Consider the following 23341-nt stretch of genomic DNA (forward strand, 5'->3'; position numbering starts at 1 on the left):
GACACCACCTCGCATGAGCCCCGCACCGACCACCGCCGACGCGGTGCGCAGGCATCCGGTGCCTCAGGGACGTCCGGCTGTACCCGAGCCGGTCCTCGTGCCGGAGCCGGGGCTGCGACAGGGGTCGGGCCCCGGACCTGGGTCCGGACGTCGGGTCGGCCGCCCCGGCCGGGTCCAGCCCACCGGGCCGTCATGATGGACGGGCAGGAGCCACCGGAGCCCGGCGACGGACCGGGGTCCGGCGGCACCGACGGCTACACCGTCCCCGAACTCGGCCGGATCGCCGCGCAGTTCCAGGAGCTGGCCTGGGCCAAGGACCGGATCGAGGGCCTGCTCGACGCGGTGCTGGCCATCAGCCGGGAGGTGGAGCTGCCCGCGGTGCTCCGCCGTATCGTCACCACCGCCATGGACCTCGTGGGCGCCCGCTACGGCGCACTCGGCGTGCTGCACGAGTCGGGCGGGTATCTGGAGCAGTTCATCACCGCCGGCCTGTCCGAACAGGAGCGCGCAGAGCTGGCCGGCGTCGACTTCCCCCGTGGCCGGGGCGTCCTCGGCCACCTCATCCGCCACCCCCAGCCGCTGCGCGCCGACGACATCGCCTCCCACCCCTCCTCGGTCGGCTTCCCGCCGGGCCACCCGCACCTGCGCACCCTGCTCGGCGTCGCCATCAGCGTCCGCGGCGAGATCTACGGCGACCTCTATCTGTCCGAGCGGCGCGACGGACGGCCCTTCGACGCCCACGACGAGAACATCGTCGTCGCCCTGGCGAGCGCCGCCGGCATCGCGATCGAAAGCGCCCGGCTGTTCGAGCAGCTCCGCGCCCGGGCCGAGCAGTTCCAGCGGCTCCTGCTCCCTCGGCTGTCCGACCTGAGCCCGTTCGACGCCGCCGCCGTCTACCGGCCCGCCACCGAACCGAACTCCGTCGGTGGTGACTGGTACGACGCCATCATGCTGCCGGACGACGCCGTCGCGGTCGTCATCGGCGATGTGGTCGGCCACGACCTGCACGCGGCGGCCGCAATGGCCCAGACCCGCAACATGCTGCGCGCCCTGCTCTTCGACCGGCGCACCCCGCCCAGTGCCGTACTCGCCCAACTGGACCTGACCCTGCAGGCCATCACCGACAACCCCGTCACCACCACCAGCCTGGCCCGCATCGAGCCCGACGGTCCGGCGTGGCGGCTGCACTGGAGTTCGGCGGGTCATCTCCCGCCGCTGCTGGTCACCCCCGACGGGCAGGCGCGGTACCTGTACGCCGACCCCGGAGTGCCCCTCGGTGTCGACACCTCACTGCCCCGCCCCGACCACACCCGCCCCGTGCCCCCGGGCGCCACCGTGGTCTTCTTCACCGACGGGCTCGTGGAGCACCCCGACCACCCCATCGACCGCAGCCTCCAGGACCTCGCCGAACTCGCCGTCACCCACGCAGCGCTCCCCCTGGAGGAGTACGTCATGACGCTGGCCGACAACCACCCGAGCGACGGCCATGACGACATCGCCCTCCTCGCTCTTCGCACTCCGGCCGCCGAGGAGACTCCGTAGCGGCCCCACCGCGTGCGTTCACCCCACGTGCGGCCACGGGGCGATTCCCCGTGGTGCGGGCTTCCGTGGTCTGCGGCTCGCGTCGCGCGGAGTCTCCGGACGTGATCAGGACACACCGGGCCGGGTCGACGACCGGCGTCCGCCGAAGGAGGCGCCGTCACGGCGTCACGCCCCTCACCGCCTCCGGACGGCCCCGCACCGCACGGCCGCACTCCAGGGCGGGGTGCGGCGGGGCGACAGGGGGTACACGTCCGGTGCGGCGAAGGGTTCAGCCGGTGGGCGACTGGTAGAGGCCGCGGCCCGCGCGGTGGGCGCGTGAGGTGGCGACCAGCCGGTCGAGGGTGCTGCGCACGGTGTTGATGTTCCCGGCGCTGTCGTCACGGCCGAGCGCCTGGGCCACGTCCCGCGCTCGCAGGGCGGTGTCCGCGTGGCGGGTCAGCACGGCGATGACCTGCTCGGTCAGACCGCCGGACTCCGGTGCCGCCTCGGCCGGTGCCGTGCTCGCCGCCGACCTCCTCGCCGTGCCCGCGGTCTTCGCCTTCGACTTCACGGACTTGGCCGGTGTGGTGGGCGCGTTCTTCGCTGGACGGCGCCGGGAGGCGGAAGCGGTCGGCCTCTTCGCCTTGGACGGCTTCGAGGCGGCGGCGCTCTTGCGGGAAGCGCGAGGACGGCCGGACTTCGTCGCAGTCCCGTCCTCGACCGCGGGGGGCAGTTCAGCCGTGTCATCCGGTACGGCCGACCCGGTGACGGGCTCCCCGGCCGCCGCGGCGACGTCCGTTACGGGTTCGGCAGGCACCTCCTCGGCGAGGGGGGGCTCGACGACCGGCTCGGCGGCGCGCGGCGCGGGGACCACCGTCGCCGACAGCGCGCTGAGCGCCGCCAGAGCCGCTCGCACCGTCTCCAACCGCTCGGAGACCGCGGCGAGTTCCTTCTGCAGTGTGATCTGCTGCTCCTCCAGCTGGGGAAGCTCCGCCTGCAGCAGCGCGGTTGTCGCTTCGATGCTGTGTGTTGCGGTGGGCGTCGATGTCATGGTGCTCTCCTGACGCGGCGGTGCCAGCTGCCGGTGGCGGGAATGTTGTGATGCAGCGTACGCCGTTCGCCCCGGGTTCGGGGCATGCGGTCGTGACACCGTCCTTGAGTTCGAGGACGCGACGGAGTGCGGTATGACCGCCATCCGCCCCGTACACTGCGGTGTTGTGTCGGATTCCCGCTGGTGGGCACCCGTCCTTGCGTCGGTGCGGATCCGTGGTGGGAACACGTCCTGGCGTTGCCTTGCGATGAGTTGACCTTCGCGGGGGAGACGGCCGCGACAGCCCGCGGCCTCGGGCGCCCTGCGGCGGTGTGCGTCGGCGCGGGAGGCCGTCGTGTCACCGCCGGAGTACGGTCGCAGCCCTCAGAAGCCGATGCGGGCGGCGACGGGCAGATGGTCGCTGCCCGTCGCGGGCAGCGACCAGACCTCCGCCACCGTGGCGCCGCGCGCCATGATCTGGTCGATCCGGGCCACGGGAAAGGACGTCGGCCAGCTGAAGGCCATGCCCGAACGCGGCGGACTCAGCCGCGCGAGAACCGGGTCCAGGCCACGGTCGTCCACCGTGCCGTTGAGATCTCCGAGCAGAACCGTCCGCTCCAGCGGCTCGGCCGACAGTGCCGCACCGAGCAGACGTGCGCTCTCGTCACGGTGCGCCGTGCCGAAGCCCCGGTCCCAGCCGAGGCGGACCGAGGGCAGATGGGCGACGTACACCGCCACGTCCCCGTGCCCAGGGAGCCGCACCGTCGCCCTCAGCCCCCGGTCCCAGCCCTCGGCGATCCCCCGCGGTCTGATGTCGACCCGGCGTATGTCGGCGAGCGGGTGCACCGACCACAGACCCACCGTTCCCACGACCGCGTGGTGCGGGTAGCGAGGTTCCAGCGCCGCCGTGAGCTCCGGCAGGGCCGCACCGGTCACCTCCTGCAGGGCGATGAGACCGGCCCCGCTCGCGGCGAGCCCGCGCGCCGCTGCCGCCGGATCGGGGTTCTCGTCGCTGATGTTGTGCGTGACGGCCGTGAGATCGTCACCGGCCGTGCCGGGCGGCGGAAGCAGCCGGTCGCCGAAGACGCAGGCCCATACCGTCACCGGCAGCAGCACGGCGCACGCGGCCACGGGCGAGCGGCGCAGAAACGCCACGACCAGCAGCGCCGGGAAGGCCGCTGCGAGCCACGGGAGGAACGTCTCGAGGAGACTGCCCGGGCGGCCGGCCATGTCGGGCACCGCCGAGTGGAAGGCCAGCAGGCAGGCGAGGAGCACGGACAGCAGAACCGGCACGGCGTCCCGGGACCGCACTCCGCGCCGGCACCGCACCCCGCCCCGGGGCAAGGGTGTCCGCCGTGCCCCGCCGCGTCGCGGAGACGTCCACCGGCACACCCGCCCGGTCCTCGTTCCCACCCGGTCGCTCTCGCCCGCCACAGCCCTCTCCCCGCTCTCCGCTCTCCGCCGGACCGCCTCCGTCGGCCGCCACCTCTGCGCGGCCCGGTCATGATCGGCGACGCGTGCGTGTCCGCCTCCGGTTCCCAGCCGGAGGGCCAGGCCGCACACCGTGACAGCGCCGCGGTAGGGCGCTGCCAGCCCGTGCCCGGACGATGGGGGACGGACCTGGAGGACGGCATGGGCAACGGTGTGACCGGCACCGCGGTGCGGGAGCCGGCAGTGCCCGGACCGCGACGGCCCCGCGCCGCACGGCGCACCCTCGCGGTCCTGGGAGCAGGTGTCTTCGCGATCGGTACCGACATGTTCGTCGTGGCCGGAGTGCTCGGCGGCATCGCGACGGACCTCGGTGTCACCGTCGGCAGCGCGGGACTGGCCGTGACGGTGTTCGCACTGACGTACGCGGTCGGTGCGGTCCTGCTCGCTCCGCCGCTCTCCGCGCGGCCGCCGCGCCGCGTTCTGGTCGTTTCCTCGGCGGCTTTCGCCGTGCTGAACGTATCGGCGGCCCTGGCGCCCGCACTTCCCGCGCTTCTCGCGGCGCGGCTGCTGGGAGCGCTTGCCGCGTCGGCCTATGTGCCGGCGGCGGCCGCGGCCGCCGCGGCCGTCATGCCGGCGAGCCATCGAGGGCGCGCGCTCGGCACGATCGTCGGCTGTATGTCGGCCGCGACGGTGCTCGGGGCGCCTGCCGGAGTCCTGCTGGCGTCGATGCTGTCCTGGCGGGCTGCGTTCGCCCTGCCGGCCGTCCTGGCCGCTGCCGTCACCGGCCTGCTGCTCACCTGCGACGTACCGCGCCCGCCCGAGTCCGGGGAACCTCCCGCGTCCGGCGGCGAGGCGCCGTGTCCCGGGGATGCCGGGCACCCCGGCCGGCAACAGGTGCCCCCTCACCAACGGCAGCTCCGGCCAGGGCGGCTCTCCCACCACCGGCCGCTCCTCTCGCATCGCGACCCGGGCCAGGCCCCCCGTTGCCGTGCGGCGGTGCGGGCACGGCTCCGGCCACTGGGGTCCCCGGCCGTCGCCGCCACGCTCGTGGTGACGTTCCTGCTGATGACCGCCTCGTACAGCACGTACACCTATCTCCCCCAGTTGCTGGCCGAAGCGGCCGCACCGATGGGGAGCGGGCTGTTCATCGCGGTGTTCGGCCTCGCGGGCGCGGCCGGGACCTGGTGGGGCGGCTCGGCGGCCGACCGGCGGGGCCCGGGCCGGGTGGTGGGGCCGGCCCTGGTCGTCTCCGCCGCCGCCTTCGCGGTGCTTCCGCACACGGTGGCGACGGCGGCGGGCGCGGTGGTCGCCGTGGCCGGTTGGGGAGCGGCCGTGTGGGGGTTCGTCCCCGCGCAGCAGCACCGGCTCATCGGCCTGGGCGCGGCCACGCCGACGCTGCTGCTGGCGCTGCACAGCGGCGCCGTCCACCTCGGGTCCGCGGCCGGTTCGCTGCTGGGTGGACTCGTCGTCGACACGGTGGGGGCGGCGCGGCTCTGGACGGTCGCCGTCGTCTTCTGCGGAGCCGCCTGGGCCGTGCACACGATCCTCGCCAGGACGGTCCTCGCCAGGACGGTCCTCGCCGGGACGGTCCTCGTCAGGAAGGAGAAGCGGTCATGACCACGATCGAGTCCGCGACGGACGTCGCCGGACTGGGAACGGTGCTCGGAGTCTGGGCGCACCCGGACGACGAGGCGTACCTCTCCGGCGGGTTGATGGCGCTCGCCCGCGACCGCGGATCGCGCGTGGTGTGCGTGACCGCGACCCGAGGCGAGCACGGCACGGAGCACCCGGAGATGTGGCCGCCCGACCGGCTGGCCGCGGTCCGTACGTACGAACTGGCGGACTGCCTCGCGATCCTCGGAGTGCACGAGCACCACTGGCTCGGTCATCCGGACGGGCAGTGCGCGGCGGTGCCCGGTCCACGCGCGGTGGCGCGGCTGCGGAACATCATCGAACGCGTACGGCCCGACACCGTGCTCACCTTCGGCCCGGACGGCATCACCGGCCATCCGGACCACCGGGCGGTCTCGGCGTGGACCACGGCCGCGTTCGGGCAGGCCGCCCCGGACGGGGCGAGGCTGCTGTACGCCGCGTTCGCCGAGCGGCGGGGCCCGCGCTGGGCACCGCTGAACGAGCGCCTGGGGATCTTTCCGCCCGGCCTTCCGGTGCTCACCCCCGACCGTGAGCTGGCGGTCGACGTGGTGCTGGACGCCGGTACGGCGGACCGCAAGGTGCGTGCGCTGGCGGCCCAGCGGACCCAGACGGCCGAGCTCATGGCGCTCTTGGGGCGGGAACGCTTCACTGCCTGGGTCGGTGACGAGTCCTTCGTCGACGCGGAGGACGTGGGAGACGTGCCGGACACGGCGGATACGGGAGAGGCGGCGCGCGCGGCGGACGCGGTGCGAGCGGCGGGGGGAGTGGGCCGGGGCGGTGGCCGGGTCGGGAGCGACTGCTGACGCGCCCGCCGGGACGGCGTACGGCTGCGGGAGCGCCGACGACCACCGCGTACGCACGACCGGCCCACCGGGACGCGGGTGCCGTCGCTTCACGGCCGCGCCGCCCCGGACAGGTTCCGCTCGATCGCTTCACGGGCCGCGTCCAGCACCGCCGCCCGGCCGACGGCGGGAGCGCCGCGGAGCGGGATTCCGGGCGTGACGGGCCCGTCTCGCGGTCCGCCGTCCCCCGGGTGCACCGCGTGCTTCTCGGCACCCTCCACGGCGGGCGCGTCGGGAGCCCCGTCGGCAGCCGTCTCGATCAGCACCGCGGTCTCCTCGTCGCCGAGCCGGCGGAGAAGTCCGGCGAGGTTGCGCAGAGTGACCCAGAGATGGGTCCAGTTGCCGTTGCGGGCGAAGTAGTCGATGACCTCGCGGTAACCGCCCAGCGCCTCGTGCACCCGGCCCGTACGGGCACGCAACGACAGCAGTCCCACCGTCGCGACACCGACGAGGAACGTCGCCCCCGAAGCACGGGCCAGTTCGACGGCGCGCACGTACCGCACCTCCGCCGCGTCGTTGTGCCCCGCCAGACTGTCGATCTCCCCGGCGACATAGGCCCCCCACGCTCGCATCGAGGGTGACACCGCACCGGCCAGTCCCCGCTCGTTCAGGCGGCGGGCCTGGTCCGGATCGCCCGCGTAGGCCGTGGCCAGGGCCGCGATCCCCAGGTTCTCCCGTTGCGGGCCGACGAGGGCGAGGGCGGCGAGGGAGTGCTCGACCACGTCCTCGTACGCGCCACGGGCCAGGTCGGCCACCGACAGGACCGACAGGCAGCGCCATCTCCCCGTGGTTCCGGTCGTCCGTTCCAGCCCGGTGCGGGCGAGCAGACCGGCCCGACGGTACTCCCCGCGGTGATAGGTGGCCTCGGCCGCCGTTCCGAGTACCTCGCCGGCCAGGGGGTGGCCGTCGAGTGCCTCGTCCGCGGCCAGTTCCACCGCCCAGTCCCGGATCTCGACCAGGTCGCGGTAGGTGACGGCGTCGTAGAGGGCGGTGACGACGGCTGCGGCGTCGTCCACGGCCCCCCGGGCCCGGGCAAGTCGCCAGGCGGCCCGGAGGTTGGGGAGTTCCCGGCGGAGCGCGCTGTCGGCCTCGCCCTCCCTCCCGGAATCCAGGGTCCGTCCGATCCACGCGGTCAGCGTGCGGGCCCAGGCCAGTAGCCGGCCTGCCGCGGCGTCGTCCTCCCCGGCTGCCGCGAGCCGGTCCAGGGCGAACGCCCGTAGTGTCTGCAGCATCCGGTAGCGGGTGGCGCCTTCGAACGAGGCTTCGATCATGGAGGCGTCGACGAGCCGGGCGAGTGCGGCTCCCGGGTCGCCGCCGAGGCCCAGGTCGTCGGCGATCCGTTCGGCGGTGTCGGGGTCGACACCGTCGGGGAAGACCGCCAGATGTCTGAAGAGCCGCTGCTCGTCCGGTGTCAGGAGCTCGTACGACCACTCGAGCGTGGCCCGCAGCGTGCGGTGCCTGCGGTCGGCGCTCGATGTGCCCCCCGCGAGCAGATCGAGCGAGCGTTCGAGCCGGCGCTGTAGGTCGGTGAGGGAGAACGTCGACAACCGGCCGGCCGCGAGTTCGATGGCCAGCGGCATCCCGTCGAGCCTGCGCACGATCCCGGCGACCGTCCGCAGGTCCTCCTCGGTGGGCGGCGGGCCGGGCCGGACACGACGGGCCCGCTCCAGGAACAGGGCGGAGGACGGGATCTGCGCGGGGTCGTCACCGGGCCGGGGAAGGGCGAGGGGTGTCAGCCGGTAGAGGTGTTCCACCGGCAGGCCGAGGGGCTCACGGCTGGTCGCCAGCAGGGTGGTCCCGGGGCAGGCGGTGAGGATCGTGTCGACGGCGTCGCGGACGCCGTCGAGCAGGTGCTCGCAGTTGTCGACCACGAGGAGGCCGGGGTGGTCGGCCAGCACGGCGAGGCAGGCGGAGAGCACGTCGCCCCGGTCGACCTTCAGATTGAGCGCCGTGGCCAGAGCGTGCGCAAGGGCGGCGGCGTCGGTGACCGGCGCGAGGCACAGCACCGCCACCGCGCCGTTCCGCCGCGCGACCTCCAGCGCGAGCCGCGTCTTCCCGACACCGCCGGGCCCGACGAGAGTGACGAGCCGCTCGGTCGCGAGCAGTTCCCGCAGAGCCCTGACCTGCGGTTCGCGGCCGATCAGAGGGATGGCCGCGCGGCCCGGTGAGTCGAGCGCCGCCGATGGGCCCGGTGGCACCGACGCGCCGGGCCGCGGCTGTGAGTCCGGTTGCTCCGGTGCTCCGGCCGGTTCCCCGGTTTGCCGTGTGGGCCTGGACGGCGCGTCGACGGTTGCCGGGGGCGCGGCGCGCGGCGTCGGGGGCGGCGCGGACGTCTCCGGTGCGGGGGCCGTCTCGGCGAGGGGCGCCGTTTCCTTGGGGTACGCCTCCTTGGGGTACGCCGTCTCCGTGAGGGGCACGGCGCCCGTGAGGATGTCGTGTTCGGTCGCGTCCAACGCGGGGGAGGGGTCGAGCCCGGTCTCGTCGATCAGCCGCCGCCGGTACTCCCGGGCGGTGTGCAGCGCCCGGGGCGCCTGTCCGGTCGCTGCGAGAGCCCTCATGAGGAGCAGGACGGCGGGCTCGCGCAGGGGATCGGCGGCCCAGGACGCGGCCGCCAGGCCGACGACCTCTTCGGCCCGGCCCGCGGCGACGGCCCGTGCGATCAGGGCGTCGGTCACGTCCTGCCGCAGCCGTGCGCAGTCCTCGACCGCGGCCGCGATCGGCCCGACGTCGGCGAGGTCGGCGAGGACGGGCCCCCGCCACAGCTCGTGCGCCTGGCGGAGCAGTGCGTACCCGCCCCTCGCGTCGTGCTGCGCCGCCGCGAAGAGCGCACGGGCCTGGGCCAGATCGAGTTCGCCGTCCCCGAGGACGAGCCGGTAGCCGTCGTGCCGGGTCTCGAGCCGGTCCGAGGCGGCGCCGAGGTGCCCGCGCAGCCGGGAGACGTGGTTGTGCAGGGCCTGGCGGCCGGAATCGGGTACTTGCGAGGGCCACAGCGCGTCCACGAGACGGTCGATGGTGACGGTCCGGCTTTCGGCGAGGGCGAGCAGTGCGAGCACGGCCCGCCGTTTCGGCCCGGGCACGTCCACCCCGGCGCCGTCGACGAGGAGCCGCAGGGGCCCGAGCACCTCCACCCGGACCGACGGCGGCGGACACCCGACTGTCATGGGACCCCCGGAACGAGGACGAGAGACGGAAGGGACGGAAGGGACGGAAGAGGACGGGAGGGAGCGGGGGGACACGACGGGGCAGCGAGGACGAGGTTCGCAGGCGGGCCGGTCACGACGAGCAGGCCGCGGGCGAACCGGTCACGAGCACGGAGCCCGGGAACCGGGACGCGCCTGTTAGCACGACGATAGTCCGTGCGAGGGCCGTGACAGGCGACGCGCCGAGGCTTTCTGGCGTGGCCGGTACAGGCCGGTCGCAGGAGGAAGGAGCCAGTGATGGATCAGGACAACGTGACGGCGTTCCTGGAGCGGTTCGTGAGCGACCTCGGTGCCACCGGTGCCGCGGGTTCCGTGGTGATCGGCCACCGACTCGGCCTCTACCAGGCCCTCGCGGACGGCCCGGCGACCCCGGAGCAGTTCGCCGAGCGCACCGGATGCCACCAGCGCTACCTGACCGAATGGCTGTGCGGCCAGGCGGCGGGCGGCTACGTCGACTACGACCCGGCGACCGGGACGTTCTCGCTGACCGAGGAGCAGGCGTACTGCCTCGCCGACCCGGAGGGCCCCAATCTGGCTGCCGCGTTCCGCGTCGTGCTGGGCTATCTGCGGGCCGAGCAGCGGATCACCGAGGCGTTCCGGACAGGTGAGGGGGTTGGCTGGCATGAGCACGACGAGGACGTCTTCATCGGGTGCGACGCGTTCTACCGGCCCGGATACGCGGCCGAACTCGTCCGTACGTGGATTCCGGCGCTGGACGGGATCGACGCCAAGCTGAGCGCGGCCGGGAGGGTCGCCGACCTGGGCTGCGGCCTCGGCTCGACGTCGCTGCTCATCGCGGAGGCCTACCCGCGTACCACCGTCTCCGGCTCCGACTACCACACCCGGTCGGTCGAGCTGGCCAGGAAGAAGGCCGCCGAGGCCGGTGTCTCCGACCGCGTGTCCTTCGAGGTGGCCACGGCGCAGACCTTCACCGGTACCGGATACGACCTCGTGGCGATGTTCGACTGCCTCCACGACATGGGCGACCCGCTCGGCGCCGCGCGCCGGGTGCGCCGGGCCCTGGCTCCCGACGGCACCTGGCTGCTCGTCGAACCCGCGGCCTCCGACCGCATCGAGGACAACCTCAACCCCGTCGGTCGGTTGTTCTACAGCGGTTCCACGTTCCTGTGCGTGCCGAACGGCCTGTCCCAGCCGGGCGGCTACGCCCTCGGTGCCCAGGCCGGCGAGACGGCGATCCGCCGGATCGCCACGGAGGCCGGCTTCACCCGGTTCCGGAAGGCCGCGCAGACCGGGTTCAACGCCGTGTACGAGATCCGGCCGTGAGCCGCCCCCGGCTCCGTCCGTCCACGGAACACGGCCTCCGCCACGGGCGGTGAGGCCGCGGGGGACCTGACCGGCCGGGACGGCACGGCCCGCTCGACCCGCGGGACCGGACCGAGAGCCGTCAGGCGCGCTCCGGACTCCGCCCGCTACCCCGCCGGGGCGTTCTGCTCCAGGCGCGCGCCCAGGGTGGCGGCGAAGTCCTCGGCGCGGGCCAGCTGGACCCGCAGCCTCTCCACCTGCTCGGTGGCGGCCTGCTGGTACCTCCGTACGCGGTGCAGGAGGGCTTCGAGCTCGTCGGCGTCGAGGACGGTACCGGCGTCGAGGCGGTCGGTGGCTTCCAGCAGGTCGCGCATCTGCTCCAGGGTGAAACCGAGCGGCTTCATGCGGCGGATGACCATGAGTCGGGCGACGTCGGCCTCGGTGTAGAGGCGGAAGCCGCCCTGGGAGCGGGCGGAGGGGACGACCAGGCCGTTCTCCTCGTAATGGCGGATCGTGCGCAGGGACAGCTCCGTACGCGCGGCGACCTCGCCGATCTGCATGTGCCTGCCGTCCACGCCCGTGATCCTCCGGCCCTTCTCGCCGTCGGCGGTCTCGGCCCGGAAGGGCGCCGCCGATCTCTACTCTAACGTTAGGGTAGAGTTGCCGGCGGTGAGGGCGGCCTTCCGCTCCCTCCGCCGCTGCCGTGTCGGGGCCGATGGCGCCCCCGGCGAGGATCCGAGTTCCTGCAGGAGAGAAGTGTGCGCGAGCCCTTGACGCCCGGCGCCGCCGCCTGCCCGCCGTGACGCTTCGCCCCCGGGCGTGAGGCAGGGCCGCGCAGGCCCCGCTCCGTCCTCCTTCGACCTCCGGCTCCGCATCGCGCGGAGCCGCCCTGCGGGGTGCCGGCCCGGCTTCTCTGCATCCTCCCGATCCTCCCGATCCTCCCGCGCACCCCGGCCTGCCGTAGCGGTGTGCCCGAGCACGACAGGTTCCTTCTCCCTTGCCTTCCGCCACTGCTCTGCCCCCGGCCGCGCGTCTGCGCGGCCTGAAGCCCGACTGGATCGCCGACCCGAAGGCCTGGCGCACCGAGGTCCTCGCGGGACTGGTCGTCGCCCTCGCGCTGATCCCCGAGGCGATCTCGTTCTCGATCATCGCCGGTGTCGACCCGGCGATCGGCCTGTTCGCCTCGTTCACCATGGCAGTGGTGATCTCGGTCGCCGGCGGTCGGCGGGCGATGATCTCGGCCGCGACCGGCGCCGTCGCCCTCGTCATCGCCCCGCTCAACCGTGAGCACGGTCTGGGCTACCTGGTCGCCGCCGTCATCCTCGCCGGCGTCTTCCAGGTCGTCCTGGGAGCGCTCGGGGTCGCCCGGTTGATGCGGTTCATCCCGCGCTCGGTGATGGTCGGCTTCGTCAACGCGCTCGCCATTCTGATCTTCATGGCCCAGGTCCCCGAGATGACCGACGTGCCGTGGGCGGTCTACCCGCTGGTCGTCGGCGGCCTCGCCATGATGGTGTTCTTCCCGAAGATCACCACCGTGGTCCCTGCACCGCTCGTCTCGATCGTCATCCTGACCGTGATCACCGTCGGCGCGGCCGTCGCGGTGCCGACCGTGGGCGACAAGGGCGCCCTGCCGTCCTCGCTGCCGGTACCGGGCCTGCCCGACGTGCCGTTCACCCTGGACACCCTGACGACGATCGCCCCCTACGCGTTCGCGATGGCGCTGGTCGGCCTGATGGAGTCGCTGATGACGGCGAAGCTGGTCGACGAGATCACCGACACCCACTCAAGCAAGACCCGCGAGTCCATCGGCCAGGGCATCGCCAACATCGTCACCGGCTTCTTCGGCGGTATGGGCGGCTGCGCCATGATCGGCCAGACGATGATCAACGTGAAGGTCTCCGGGGCCAGAACCCGCCTGTCGACCTTCCTCGCGGGCGCGTTTCTGATGGTGCTGTGCATCGTCTTCGGCCCGGTCGTCTCCGACATCCCCATGGCCGCCCTGGTCGCGGTCATGATCATGGTGTCCTTCGCGACATTCGACTGGCACTCCATCGCGCCGAAGACCCTCAAGCGGATGCCCGCCGGCGAGATCGCCGTCTTGGCGATCACCGTCGCCTGTGTGGTGACCACCCACAACCTCGCCATCGGCGTGGTCGTCGGCTCCGTCACCGCCATGGTCATCTTCGCCAAGCGCGTCGCCCATCTCGCCGAGGTCACCGCCGTGATCGACCCCGACGGCACCACGGTGGTCTACCGGGTCACCGGGGAACTGTTCTTCGCCTCCTCCAACGACCTCGTCGGCCGGTTCGACTACGCGGGCGACCCGGACAGGGTCGTCATCGACCTCAGCGCGGCACACGTCTGGGACGCCTCCTCCGTCGCCGCCCTCGACGCCATCGAGACGAAGTACGCCCAGCGCGGCAAGACCGTCGAGATCACCGGCCTGAACGACCCCAGCGCCGACCTCCACGGCAAGCTCACCGGCGAACTCTCCGGCAGCCACTGACACACGGCACCCGGACGGTGAGAGGGCCCCGGCACCGGCCCCCCTCAGCGTCCCCCAGGGCGAGGCCTGTCCGTTCGCCGCAGCCCCACGGGGGACAGGGCCGCCACCCGGGCGACCGCCGGTGCTCGCGGGCCCCGAAGACGCGCACCCGCGGGATGGCACGGGCAGACCCACCCGCGCCCCTCAGGCGTTGGGAATGGGCCTTCCCCGCGAGGGTCGCCATGGGCCCGTTCCGCCACGGCGCCGCAAACCTGCGCGACGGTGCTGTCCCGGTGGCGCAAGCACGGACCTGGGCGCGGACGGCCGGTCTCAGACCCTGCGCCACCGGGACGTCAGCAACGAGAAGACACCGAACAGGACCAGCCCCGTGGCCGTCGCGACCAGCAGCCAGGGCCCCGCGGCCGTCGTGGCGAAGGTGCGGAGCGTGTCGTCGAGCCCCTTCGCGTCGGACGGGTCGTACGTGATCGCCGCACGAGCGGCGAAACCTCCCGCCACCGCGAAGACCAGACCCCGGGCGATGCCACCGGCCACGCCTGCCACATCCACGGCCTGCCGGGACCGCCGGCCCATGGCCCCTGTCTTGAGGTGCTTGCGGTACTTCCGCAGCGCGGCACGCACACCGATCCACACACCCGCGCAAGCGATCCCGGCACCGCCGAGACCCACGATCCACTGGCCGGCCGGAAGTTCGAGGGCCCGGGCGGTGATGTCCCGCGACTGCTGGTCGCTCGAACCCGAGCCCCGTTCGCCGATGGCGAAGGCCAGCACCGAGTAGGCGGCGAATGCGTAGAAGACGCATCGCGCCGCCGACAGCGCGCGCTTGCGGGCCTTGCGTCCGTCGGGGCCTACCGCCCCGAACGCTGCCTCCGACAGCCGCCAGAGCACCATGCCGATCAGACCGACCCCCACAGCCCACAGCAGAACCGCGCCGAAGGGCTGAGCGGACAGTTCCTCCAGCGCGCCGCCGCGGTCGGCCTCACGGCCGCCGTCCGACCCGAAAGCCACCTGCAGGGCGAGCACACCGATGAGCAGATAGATCACGCCGCGTGCCGCGAGCCCCCAGCGTGCTCCGGTCTCCACCGCGTCGCTGCGTGCCGCGCGGTGTGCCACCGTGCGGCTCCGGAATGTCAATGCGCGTGCGTTCATGACCCTCGCTTGCCCCCGAAACTCCAGGAAGAACGCGGCTACTTCAGGGCGCGTGGCCGGGGAAGGGGCGGATGTCCCGCGGAGCGTGCACGGGGCACGGGGCCGGAGCCCGAGCACGGCGACCCCCGCGCACGGGCGGACGGGCAATGCCGGGGCGAGGTGTGGCACCGCCGGCGGGCCCACAGGAAGCCGTGTGTGACACCGGCACAACGGCGCGGCGGGGGATCCGGGGTGTCACGCCGCCGCGCCTCCCGCCGCGCCGCGATCGCGTCACCGCGTGCATCAGGGGTTGCCGCCGTGCCACGGGGCGGGGGACGTGCCGTCGGCCCATGCCGTGAGAGCGGTCTGATCCAGACAGCGGATGCCGCACTGCTCCGCGTAGTCCGCTGCGGGACCGGTGAACCCACCCGTGGTCACCACAGCGGCGACGTCCGCCTCGTGCACGGCGAAGCAGGTGCCGCCGAAGCGCTGCATGTCCTGCGAACCGACCTTGTTGACGGGCCCGTACCGCTTGCACTGGATGACCACACGCCGCCCGTCCGGCGCGACGGCCAGCACATCGGCGCCGAGATCACCGCTGCCACCGACCACTTCGACGTCCGTGCAGCCGTCGCGCTCGCACAGCCCGGCGATCGCCAGCTCGAACGCCTCGGCGTCCATCGCCGCGAAGTCCTGGCCGCTCTCGGCCCGTGCCGCTGCCGCAGCGGCCCGGTCGGCACCGGTCACCGGCCCGGTCTCCCACCGCTCGTCCGGTACGGACTCCGGACGTGGAACGGCCCGCCGCCCGCTGCCGGCACCTCGCAGCCCGAGGAGCCCGAGGGCCGTGCAGATCAGCGCGACACCTCCGAGCGCCCCGCCCACACCGGCCGCCTTCACCAGCGACTTGAGCATCAGGCCGCACCCGCAGAGCACGGCCCCTGTCAGGGCGAACCACAGAAACGTCTGCCTCATGCTGAAGACGGCTCGGTCGGCGGACCGCGGACGCCGGACGGGTATCGTCATGTGCAGCGCTCACCTCATTCGGGATCGGATCGATCCAAGATCGTCCCGATCCCCTCTGCCCCGTCCCCGCCACCTCTAACAGGCTTGCCGACGCAACGAATCAGAGGTTCTCGGCGATCTCCTCCCGGGCCACCGCCTCGAGCTCACTCCCGGCCGCCGCGAACTCCGCGTCCAGCAGGTTGAATTCCTCCGTCGTTACGTGAGTGAGCCCGTACGGGTCCGCCAGATCCGACGGCCGCTCCGCCTCGATCAGCTCGCGGAGCCGCAGGACGATCGCTCTGCCCTCGTCGACGACGTGATCCGGAGGACACGCGTCGCGCCGGCGTCCCGGCCGGTCCTTGTGCGCGGTGGAACCCAGCGGTCTAGCGTGGAAGTGATGCCCTTGAACCGGCTGGGACTGGTCGTCCACCAAGGCCGTCCCGCCGCCGTCGCGGCGGCGCGGACGGCCCGGGCATGGTCTGCCGCACACGGCGTGAGCTGCACCGACATCGACGTGTGGCGGGAGGGCGAACCGAGGCGCGGGGGCCAGGCGGAGGCCGACGCCGCGGGCCACCCGGAGGTGATCATCACGTTCGGGGGCGACGGCACCTTCCTGCGAGGCGCCCGTATCGCGGCCAAGGACGGCGCGTCCGTCCTGGGGGTGAACGTGGGCCGGGTCGGCTTTCTCACCGAGATCACCACCGACCAGGTCGAGGAGGCCCTGGACGCCCTGCACGGCGGCGAGGCCGTGATCGAGGACCGTATGGTGCTGACCCTGCGTGCGTCACGCCCACTCCGCACGCCGGTGGGTCTGGACACGCTGCTGTGCTACGGCCGCGGTCCCGCGCTCCCGGCCCCGGCCGTGCGCCCGGATGCGGTGGAAGCGGTGGACTGGGGCGTCGCGCTGGACGTCACCGCGGTGAACGACGTCGTCCTGGAGAAGCTCGCCCGCGACCGGCAGGCGAGTGTGGCCGTCTATCTGGCCGGGCAGCTGCTCGCCTCCTACTCGGCCGACGCGGTGATCGTGGCCACCCCGACCGGTTCCACCGCCTACAGCTTCGCAGCCGGAGGGCCGGTGGTGGACCCGGCCACCGACGCCATCGTCTTCACGCCCGTCGCTCCCCACATGGCCTTCGGCAGAACGGTCGTCGCCGCGGCCGACGAAGCGATCGCGATGCGCGTGCTGCCGCATTCGGGACGGGTGGCCGTCAGCATCGACGGACAGCACCGCGGCGTGCTGGAACCCGGGGACTGGGTCGCCGCCTACCGTGCGTCGTACCGGCTGCGGCTGGCGCGTCTTGCTCCCCTGGAGTTCTACCACCGGCTGCGTGAGCGCTTCCATCTGAGTGACGCCCCGGCGGCGGCCGTCGACCAGGCGCCGCTCTTCCACCGCCCCGACACCCCGCCGCCCGACGACCTTGCCCACCTGCGTGACCTGCGCAGGCCCTTCCGCGATCGTGCCGTCGGCGAGGCGCGTCGGGCGCTCTGACGCAACCGGGCCGTGGGTACGCCGCTGATTCACCGGGCTGCCGAGCCGGAAGGCCGCTGAGCCAGGAGTCGCAGAACCACGCAGCAAGGAGCCGACGCCCCGCGGCCCACCGAGCGCCGGCGGGCCTGGGCGACCCGCGTGCCGCCGACCTGCGACCCGGCGCTCACGGATGCTGATGGTGGTGGCGTCCGTCAGGGGCTCCTCAAGGAGCGTGTCTTCTTGATCGATTACTCGTTGTTGTGGAGCGGGCCGCGGGGCCCGCTCGATTCTGCTTTCCGGTGCGATGCCGGGGCCTGGCGCGGAGGAGCCTCTCCACGCGCGTGGCGCGGGCGCTGTCCGGTTGGCAGGGGTTCGACTGCTGAGGGAGGATGGCCATGCGCGATGAGCGCGATCAGTTCGCGGAGCTGTCGACGGTGAGGATGTGCTTCCGCGACGAGGGAGACCCGTCGGGGGATCCGCTGGTGTTGATCATGGGGCTCAGCTCGCAGCTGATCCACTGGCCGCAGGAGATCGTCGACGCGCTCGGCGAGCGGGGCTACCGGGTGATTCGCCCCGACAACCGCGACAGCGGCCTGACCGAATGGAAAGACGCGCCGAGCCAGTACTACCTGCGCGCTATCGCGCGTGACACGGTCGAACTGCTCGACCATCTCGGTATCGAGCAGGCGCACGTCGTCGGCGCCTCGATGGGCGGAATGGTCGCCCAGCTCCTCGCGATCGAGTACACCTCGCGCGTGCTCAGCCTGTGCTCGATCATGAGCACGCCGCACATCAGCATCGGTATGGCCGACGGCGAGGTGCTGGAGGAGCTGACCAGGCCGCTTCCGCCGGATCGCGAGGCCGCGATCGCGCAGATCGCCGGCCTGTACGCGACCATCGGCTCGAAGACATACGCGGACAGCGAGCGCGAGCGCCGCCTCGCACTGGCGACCCAGGCGTACGACCGGGCGAAGAACCCCGACGGGGGAACACGCCAGGTGACCGCAGCCATGATCGCCCCTGACCGCAGGAAGGGCCTTCGGGAACTGACGCTCCCGGCGCTGGTGATCCACGGGGCCGAGGATCCACTGATCAAGATCGCGGGCGGGGAGGCGACCCACACCGCGCTCGCCGACTCGACGTACCTGCCGTTCGACGCGATGGGCCATGACCTGCCCGCGCCGCTCCTCGACCAGATCGTTGCGAGTATCGCCGAGAACGCCGCGCGCGCCTGAGAGGGCGGCAAACCCGTTCCCGAGCCCGGGGCCCCGGCGGCTCGGCGTCCTCGAAGATGCTGGCCAGGGGCTCGGGAACGGCGTTCCGGACATTCATCGGTCCGCAGTACGGGCGGCGGCCGGAAGGGGCCCCGGCGCGTCCGGGACCGGCGGTCGGACGGCGCTGGCGATGTGCCGGTAGGCCATCTGTTCCCCGGTGCCAGGGCTGCCGGATTCGCAGCTCGGCCAAGTCGGCGGGTGCCGTGTGCGGCCAGCGGCACGGTGGTTGACGGCCTCCCGCTTTTGCGCCGTTGCCGTCGGGCAACCTATCCGTGGGGTCCCGGAGCGAGCCGCGCACGCATATGGCCGCCGGTTTCCGCACCGACAGCGAGACCCGCACGGGCGCGAACCAGGGGAACCACCGTATGCAGACAGACGGCCCGCCGGACGGAGTCCCGGCCGCACCCGCGGTCCACGCGTCGCCGAGTGGGCCCTGTGCGGCGTACTCGCCACGGCCCTGCTCCTGAGTGCCGTCGAGGCAATCGCTCAACCGGCGGCGCCCTGGTGGCCCTTCGTCTGGCAGAACGCCTGGACCCTTAGCGCCGTCACCCTCGGCTGCCGGGCCGTCCTGCGCATCACCGAGAAGGCCGACGCCCGCGCCGCCGAGTGGCGCGCCGGGACACCACCGCACCACGGTCCCGCGTCGCAGGACGGCGACGCCGCGCCCCCTTCACAGTGCTCTGGTCCGTGAGCCGGTTTGCAGCGTGCGCACGGTCCCCGCCCACGGATCCGCGGAACGCCCGCCGCTCCCCGCGGACACCGGGATGGACATGAATGTGCATAGTCATATTCATGACTATGCTGAGTTCGCTCATTCGTCTGTCCGTGGGGACGGGCATTGCGAGGAGGGGATTTCCATGTCCGGTGCCGAACCGCGCCCGCTCCGCTACGTCGCTCTCGGTGACAGCCAGACCGAGGGTCTGGGGGACGGCGACGACGTGTCCGGGCTCCGAGGGTGGGCCGACCGGCTCGCCGAGCAGCTCGCCCGGCACCACCCCGGTCTGCGGTACGCGAACCTGGCCGTACGGGGGCGCCTGGCCGGTGAGGTCCGCGCCGGGCAGCTCGGTCCGGCCCTCGCCCTGCGCCCCGATCTCGTCACCGTCGTCGCCGGGGTCAACGATCTGCTGCGGCCGCGGTTCGATGCCGACGAGGTCACCGGTCACCTCGAGGCGATGTTCGCGGCGCTCACCGCGGAGGGTGCCCGCGTCGCCACCCTCACCTTCCCCGACATCGCACGCGTCATCCCGCTCGCCCGGCCGCTCGGTTCCCGCGTGACCGCCCTGAACGACGGCGTTCGCCGCGCGGCCCGGCGCCACGGCGTGGTGGTCGCCGAGACCGGCCACCATCCCGTCGTCGCCGACCCGCGGTTGTGGAGCCCGGACCGGCTCCACGCCAGCCCCCTCGGTCATCAGCGGATCGCCGCCGCCATGGCGCACGCCCTCGCACTGCCCGGCAGCGACGACACCTGGACGCTCGCCCTGCCCCCTCCGGCCGCTCCCCTCCCTGCCGGGTGGCGGGCGGCCGCTGCGGAGTTCCGCTGGGCCGCCGGGTATCTCGGCCCCTGGCTGGGCAGACGCCTGCGCGGCCACTCGTCCGGTGACGGGCGTACCGCCAAGCGCCCGCACCTTCTGGCGGTGGACGGCCCGACCGGTTCCGCAGGACTCTGAGGGGCGCGCCGCTCGGCCGGCAGGGGGCCGCGTACTTCGGCGGTCGCCCGGCACGGAGCCGGGCGACCGCCGAAGTACGCGGCCCCTGGTTTGTCGCCCCCGTCGCGGCCGGATGCCGCCCCCGGGGGCGTCACAGGCCGAGGGAGACGGCCAGTCGGGTGAGTTCCGCGGTGGTGTTGATGTCGAGCTTGGCCCGGATCCGCCGGAGATAGGCGTCGACGGTGTGCTTGGAGAGGCCCATGTGACGGGCGGTCTGCACGTAGGTGCGTCCTGCGGCGATATGCCGCAGAGTCTCGCGCTCACGCGGGGCCAGGGCGGGGGTTTCGATGTCCGGGGTGGTGAGGGTGAGGCTCATGGGATTTCCTCCGGCGAGATCGGCTCGGTCCTCACTGCTCACACCCTCGGAAGCAGAGTGGGCATATGCCCGAAGAGTGCGTTTTGCCCTCTTTCCATAGAGATTGCGGGTCCGTTTTCACCGTGATGTCCGTCGACTGTCACAGGCGCGTCACAGCGGATCCCGTCGGCGCGTCACGACCCCGATGTGCGGGGGAGTGGTGTGCGGAGGAGGCGAGTGGGGCGGTGCGGCCGTCGGGCCGGTGCGGGCCTGAATGCGCCGGCCACGCCCGTCCGAAGGCCGCGCAGGCGTTCGTCAGGGCCGCTGACGGGTAGTGCGACCAGATGAGCTACGTGAACCCCGGCGGGGAGTACGCGCGTGACAGTCGGTACATCACCACGAGGATCACCGCCGACGGACGCGACGGCTTCCCGGTGGAGGCAGGCCGCTACCGCCTGGTGGTCAGTCGTGCCTGCCCGTGGGCCAGTCGCGCGGTGATCGTGCGCAGGCTCCTCGGCCTGGAGCGGGCGCTGCCGATGGCCATCGCCGGGCCCACGCACGACGAGCGCAGCTGGACCTTCGGCCTCGACCCGGGCGGACGCGACCCGGTCCTCGGCATCGAGCGGCTCCAGGACGCGTACCTGGCCCGGGACCCCGGCTACGACCGGGGTGTCACCGTCCCGGCGATCGTCGATGTGACGACCGGCAAGGTGGTCACCAACGACTTCGCGCAGATCACGATCGACATGTCCCTCGAGTGGGCGGCGCACCATCGCGCGGGCGCTCCCGCGCTGTACCCGGCCGCGTCGCGCCCGGAGATCGACGCGGTGAACGAGGCCGTCTACAAGGACGTGAACAACGGGGTCTACCGGGCCGGGTTCGCCGGCTCGCAGAAGGCGTACGACGTCGCGTACGAGCGCCTGTTCGCGCGCCTCGGCCGGCTCGCGGACCGCCTGGAGCGGTCGCGCTACCTGGTCGGCGACACGGTCACGGAGGCGGACGTACGGCTGTTCACCACGCTGGTGCGCTTCGACGCCGTCTACCACGGCCACTTCAAGTGCAACCGGCGGAAGCTCGCGGAGATGCCGGTGCTGTGGGCGTACGCACGGGACCTGTTCCAGACGCCGGGTTTTGGTGACACGGTCGACTTCGACCACATCAAACGGCACTACTACGTGGTGCACCGCGATATCAATCCGACCGGAATCGTTCCGGTCGGACCGGACCTGTCGAACTGGCTCGAGCCGCACGACCGTGCGGCCCTGGGCGGAACCCCCTTCGGTGACGGCACGCCGCCCGAACCGGTCGCGCCCGAGGAGGCGGTGCCGGCCGGCCACTCTCCTCTCGCTGCGTGAGTCCCGGGCGCTCCCGAGTCCGCAACTCTGCGGCGGCCGCCCTGGACCCGGCGGCCGCACGACCCGCAGCGGCCCGCGATACGGCAGCGGCCCGCGTTCTGCGGCCGGCCGGAGCGTACCCGCGGCGCCGCCGGTCTCCACGTGCCCGGCGGTGACGCCGGCGCTCGGGCAACCGCCCCTTCCGGGGTCCCCGGCGGCCCTGGTCGGGGAACCCCGAGAGCCGTGTTCCGCCGCGTCGTCGTTCGTTCCTCCAACGCGTCTCGCACATGCCGTCCGCATCGCACGAAAGGTTTGCAGATAAGAGGCTGAGAGCTCTACCGTGGCGCGTATGCAGTCCTACACCATCGGGCAGGCGGCGCGGCTGCTCGGCGTCAGTCCCGACACCGCGCGCCGCTGGGCGGACGCCGGCCGGATCGCGACCCATCGCGACGAAGGCGGGCGGCGCCTCATCGACGGCCGGGACCTGGCCGCCTTCTCCATCGAGCTCGCACAGTCCGGCGGAGTGGAGGAGGACACCTCGTACACCTCCGCCCGCAACGCTTTCCCCGGCATCGTCACCGCCGTGAAACTCGGCGACGTCGCGGCACAGGTGGAGATCCAGGCGGGGCCGCACCGGCTGGTCTCGCTGCTCACCAGGGAGGCCGTCGAGGAACTGGAACTCGAGGTCGGCATGCAGGCCACCGCCCGTGTGAAGTCGACCAGCGTGCACATCGACCGCGCCTGATCCGCGCGTACCACGGCGGCGCCCCCGCGCCGGCTCAACACGACCCGCATCGACGCCCGACGCGCCGCCCCCGCCCCCCAGGAGCCTCAGCCCCATGACCCTCACCCTCGCCCCACCCCGCGCGGCCGCCGCAGTCCTGACGGCAGCCCTCCTCGTGCCGCTAGCCGCATGCGGCAACGACGCGGCGGACTCCGAGAGCGGCACCCAGGCCACACCGCTTGCCCCCGGCGCCTCCGCGGCAGACCTCACGGTGCTGGCCGCCGCCTCCCTCACCGACGTGTTCAGGACCGCCGGCGCCGCCTACGAGAGGTCCCACCCCGGCACGCGGATCACCTTCTCCTTCGCCGGGTCGCAGGAACTCGCCGCGCAGGTGAGGCAGGGTGCGCCGGCCGACGCCCTGGTCACCGCCGACACCAGGACCATGGACGGGCTCAGGGCCGACACCGGTACGCCGGAGATCATCGCCACGAACCGGCTCGTGATCGCCACGGCCGAGGGCAATCCGGACAGGATCGACGGCCTCGAGGACCTGGCCGATCCCGGACTGAAGGTCGTGCTCGCGGCACCCGAGGTCCCGGTCGGGCGCTACGGCCAGAAGATCCTGGACGCCCAGAAGATCACCGTGAAGCCGGTCTCGCAGGAGCCCAACGTGCGTGCCGTGCTGAGCAAGGTCGAGCTCGGCGAGGCCGATGCCGGGATCGTCTACAAGACTGACGCCGCCACCGCACCGGGCAAGGTCGACGCCGTCGAGATCCCCGACGCGCGGAACGCCATCGCCGAGTACCCGGCCGCCACCCTGAAGACCTCGGAGAACGCCGAGGCGGCCACGGCGTTCGTGGCATGGCTCTCCTCGCCCGAGGCGCAGAAGATCCTCGGGGACGCCGGTTTCCAGCGGCCCTGAGACGTGCTTCGAAGGTCCCGTCCGGGTGCGGGCGGACGACGCTGC

19 protein-coding genes are annotated in these 23341 nt (G+C 73.0%); 11 read left to right on the top strand and 8 right to left on the bottom strand.

What is annotated here, in order from left to right; genetic code table 11:
• Positions 1 to 192 precede the first annotated feature (192 nt).
• Positions 193 to 1542 carry a PP2C family protein-serine/threonine phosphatase gene (locus tag FEF34_RS36415; RefSeq protein ID WP_138056973.1) on the top strand — a complete coding sequence of 450 codons (1350 nt, stop codon included), beginning with the start codon at positions 193 to 195 and terminating at the stop codon, positions 1540 to 1542.
• A gap of 268 nt (positions 1543 to 1810) precedes the next feature.
• Here the strand turns inward: FEF34_RS36415 and FEF34_RS36420 are convergent, their stop codons facing one another.
• On the bottom strand, positions 1811 to 2572 hold the full coding sequence (locus tag FEF34_RS36420; RefSeq protein WP_138056974.1) for a hypothetical protein: 762 nt from the start codon (positions 2570 to 2572) through the stop codon (positions 1811 to 1813).
• Positions 2573 to 2935: 363 nt separating this feature from the next.
• Entirely contained in the window at positions 2936 to 3844 is a 909-nt protein-coding gene (locus tag FEF34_RS36425) for an endonuclease/exonuclease/phosphatase family protein (RefSeq protein WP_171053228.1), read from the bottom strand.
• Between the two features lie 303 nt (positions 3845 to 4147).
• Here FEF34_RS36425 and FEF34_RS36430 point away from each other — a divergent pair, with 303 nt between their 5' ends.
• Entirely contained in the window at positions 4148 to 5599 is a 1452-nt protein-coding gene (locus tag FEF34_RS36430) for an MFS transporter (RefSeq protein ID WP_234042744.1), read from the top strand.
• Complete coding sequence (locus FEF34_RS36435; RefSeq protein WP_138056976.1) at positions 5596 to 6438, top strand: PIG-L deacetylase family protein; 843 nt, start codon at positions 5596 to 5598, stop codon at positions 6436 to 6438. Before FEF34_RS36430 ends, FEF34_RS36435 begins: the two co-directional genes overlap by 4 nt.
• 89 nt (positions 6439 to 6527) lie before the next feature.
• Here the strand turns inward: FEF34_RS36435 and FEF34_RS36440 are convergent, their stop codons facing one another.
• The gene (locus FEF34_RS36440; protein WP_138056977.1) at positions 6528 to 9638 is read right to left on the bottom strand and encodes an AfsR/SARP family transcriptional regulator; all 3111 of its coding nucleotides are present in this window, start codon (positions 9636 to 9638) and stop codon (positions 6528 to 6530) included.
• A gap of 276 nt (positions 9639 to 9914) precedes the next feature.
• On the opposite strand from FEF34_RS36440, the gene FEF34_RS36445 reads away from it, so the two are divergent.
• Positions 9915 to 10961: a class I SAM-dependent methyltransferase gene (locus FEF34_RS36445; RefSeq protein WP_138056978.1), complete on the top strand. Its 1047-nt coding sequence runs from the start codon at positions 9915 to 9917 to the stop codon at positions 10959 to 10961.
• A gap of 146 nt (positions 10962 to 11107) precedes the next feature.
• Here the strand turns inward: FEF34_RS36445 and FEF34_RS36450 are convergent, their stop codons facing one another.
• Positions 11108 to 11515, bottom strand: coding sequence for a MerR family transcriptional regulator (locus FEF34_RS36450; protein WP_234042758.1), 408 nt, complete (start codon positions 11513 to 11515; stop codon positions 11108 to 11110).
• A 440-nt stretch (positions 11516 to 11955) separates the two neighbouring features.
• Here FEF34_RS36450 and FEF34_RS36455 point away from each other — a divergent pair, with 440 nt between their 5' ends.
• Complete coding sequence (locus FEF34_RS36455) at positions 11956 to 13446, top strand: SulP family inorganic anion transporter (protein ID WP_138057942.1); 1491 nt, start codon at positions 11956 to 11958, stop codon at positions 13444 to 13446.
• 309 nt (positions 13447 to 13755) lie between these two features.
• Here the strand turns inward: FEF34_RS36455 and FEF34_RS36460 are convergent, their stop codons facing one another.
• From FEF34_RS36460 to FEF34_RS36470, 3 genes are all read right to left on the bottom strand, one after another.
• Positions 13756 to 14592 (bottom strand): DUF1206 domain-containing protein, encoded by an 837-nt coding sequence (locus tag FEF34_RS36460; protein WP_138056979.1) that lies wholly within the window; start codon positions 14590 to 14592, stop codon positions 13756 to 13758.
• A 282-nt stretch (positions 14593 to 14874) separates the two neighbouring features.
• A complete protein-coding gene (locus FEF34_RS36465) occupies positions 14875 to 15594 on the bottom strand; it encodes a restriction endonuclease (RefSeq protein WP_138056980.1) in 720 nt (239 codons plus the stop codon).
• A gap of 100 nt (positions 15595 to 15694) precedes the next feature.
• Entirely contained in the window at positions 15695 to 16003 is a 309-nt protein-coding gene (locus FEF34_RS36470) for a DUF5713 family protein (RefSeq protein WP_407698330.1), read from the bottom strand.
• Between FEF34_RS36470 and FEF34_RS36475 the strand changes: the two genes are divergently transcribed.
• From FEF34_RS36475 to FEF34_RS36490, 3 genes are all read left to right on the top strand, one after another.
• On the top strand, positions 15971 to 17062 hold the full coding sequence (locus FEF34_RS36475) for an NAD(+)/NADH kinase (RefSeq protein ID WP_138056981.1): 1092 nt from the start codon (positions 15971 to 15973) through the stop codon (positions 17060 to 17062). The genes FEF34_RS36470 and FEF34_RS36475 overlap by 33 nt on opposite strands.
• Before the next feature lie 374 nt (positions 17063 to 17436).
• Positions 17437 to 18276, top strand: coding sequence for an alpha/beta fold hydrolase (locus FEF34_RS36480; RefSeq protein WP_138056982.1), 840 nt, complete (start codon positions 17437 to 17439; stop codon positions 18274 to 18276).
• 896 nt (positions 18277 to 19172) lie between these two features.
• A complete protein-coding gene (locus FEF34_RS36490) occupies positions 19173 to 19982 on the top strand; it encodes an SGNH/GDSL hydrolase family protein (protein ID WP_138056983.1) in 810 nt (269 codons plus the stop codon).
• Between the two features lie 130 nt (positions 19983 to 20112).
• Here FEF34_RS36490 and FEF34_RS36495 read toward each other — a convergent pair whose 3' ends face one another.
• Entirely contained in the window at positions 20113 to 20337 is a 225-nt protein-coding gene (locus tag FEF34_RS36495; RefSeq protein WP_138056984.1) for a response regulator transcription factor, read from the bottom strand.
• Positions 20338 to 20660: 323 nt separating this feature from the next.
• On the opposite strand from FEF34_RS36495, the gene FEF34_RS36500 reads away from it, so the two are divergent.
• The 3 genes from FEF34_RS36500 to modA all read left to right on the top strand — a co-directional run bounded on the left by FEF34_RS36500 (position 20661) and on the right by modA (position 23296).
• Positions 20661 to 21671 carry a glutathione S-transferase family protein gene (locus FEF34_RS36500; protein ID WP_171053229.1) on the top strand — a complete coding sequence of 337 codons (1011 nt, stop codon included), beginning with the start codon at positions 20661 to 20663 and terminating at the stop codon, positions 21669 to 21671.
• Between the two features lie 328 nt (positions 21672 to 21999).
• Positions 22000 to 22395, top strand: a complete 396-nt coding sequence (locus tag FEF34_RS36505) for a TOBE domain-containing protein (protein ID WP_138056985.1) — start codon at positions 22000 to 22002, stop codon at positions 22393 to 22395.
• Between the two features lie 94 nt (positions 22396 to 22489).
• Positions 22490 to 23296, top strand: a complete 807-nt coding sequence (gene modA / locus FEF34_RS36510) for a molybdate ABC transporter substrate-binding protein (protein ID WP_138056986.1) — start codon at positions 22490 to 22492, stop codon at positions 23294 to 23296.
• The last annotated feature ends 45 nt before the right edge of the window (positions 23297 to 23341 follow it).

Source organism: Streptomyces marianii, assembly GCF_005795905.1.
In the GTDB taxonomy this organism is placed as follows: domain Bacteria; phylum Actinomycetota; class Actinomycetes; order Streptomycetales; family Streptomycetaceae; genus Streptomyces; species Streptomyces marianii.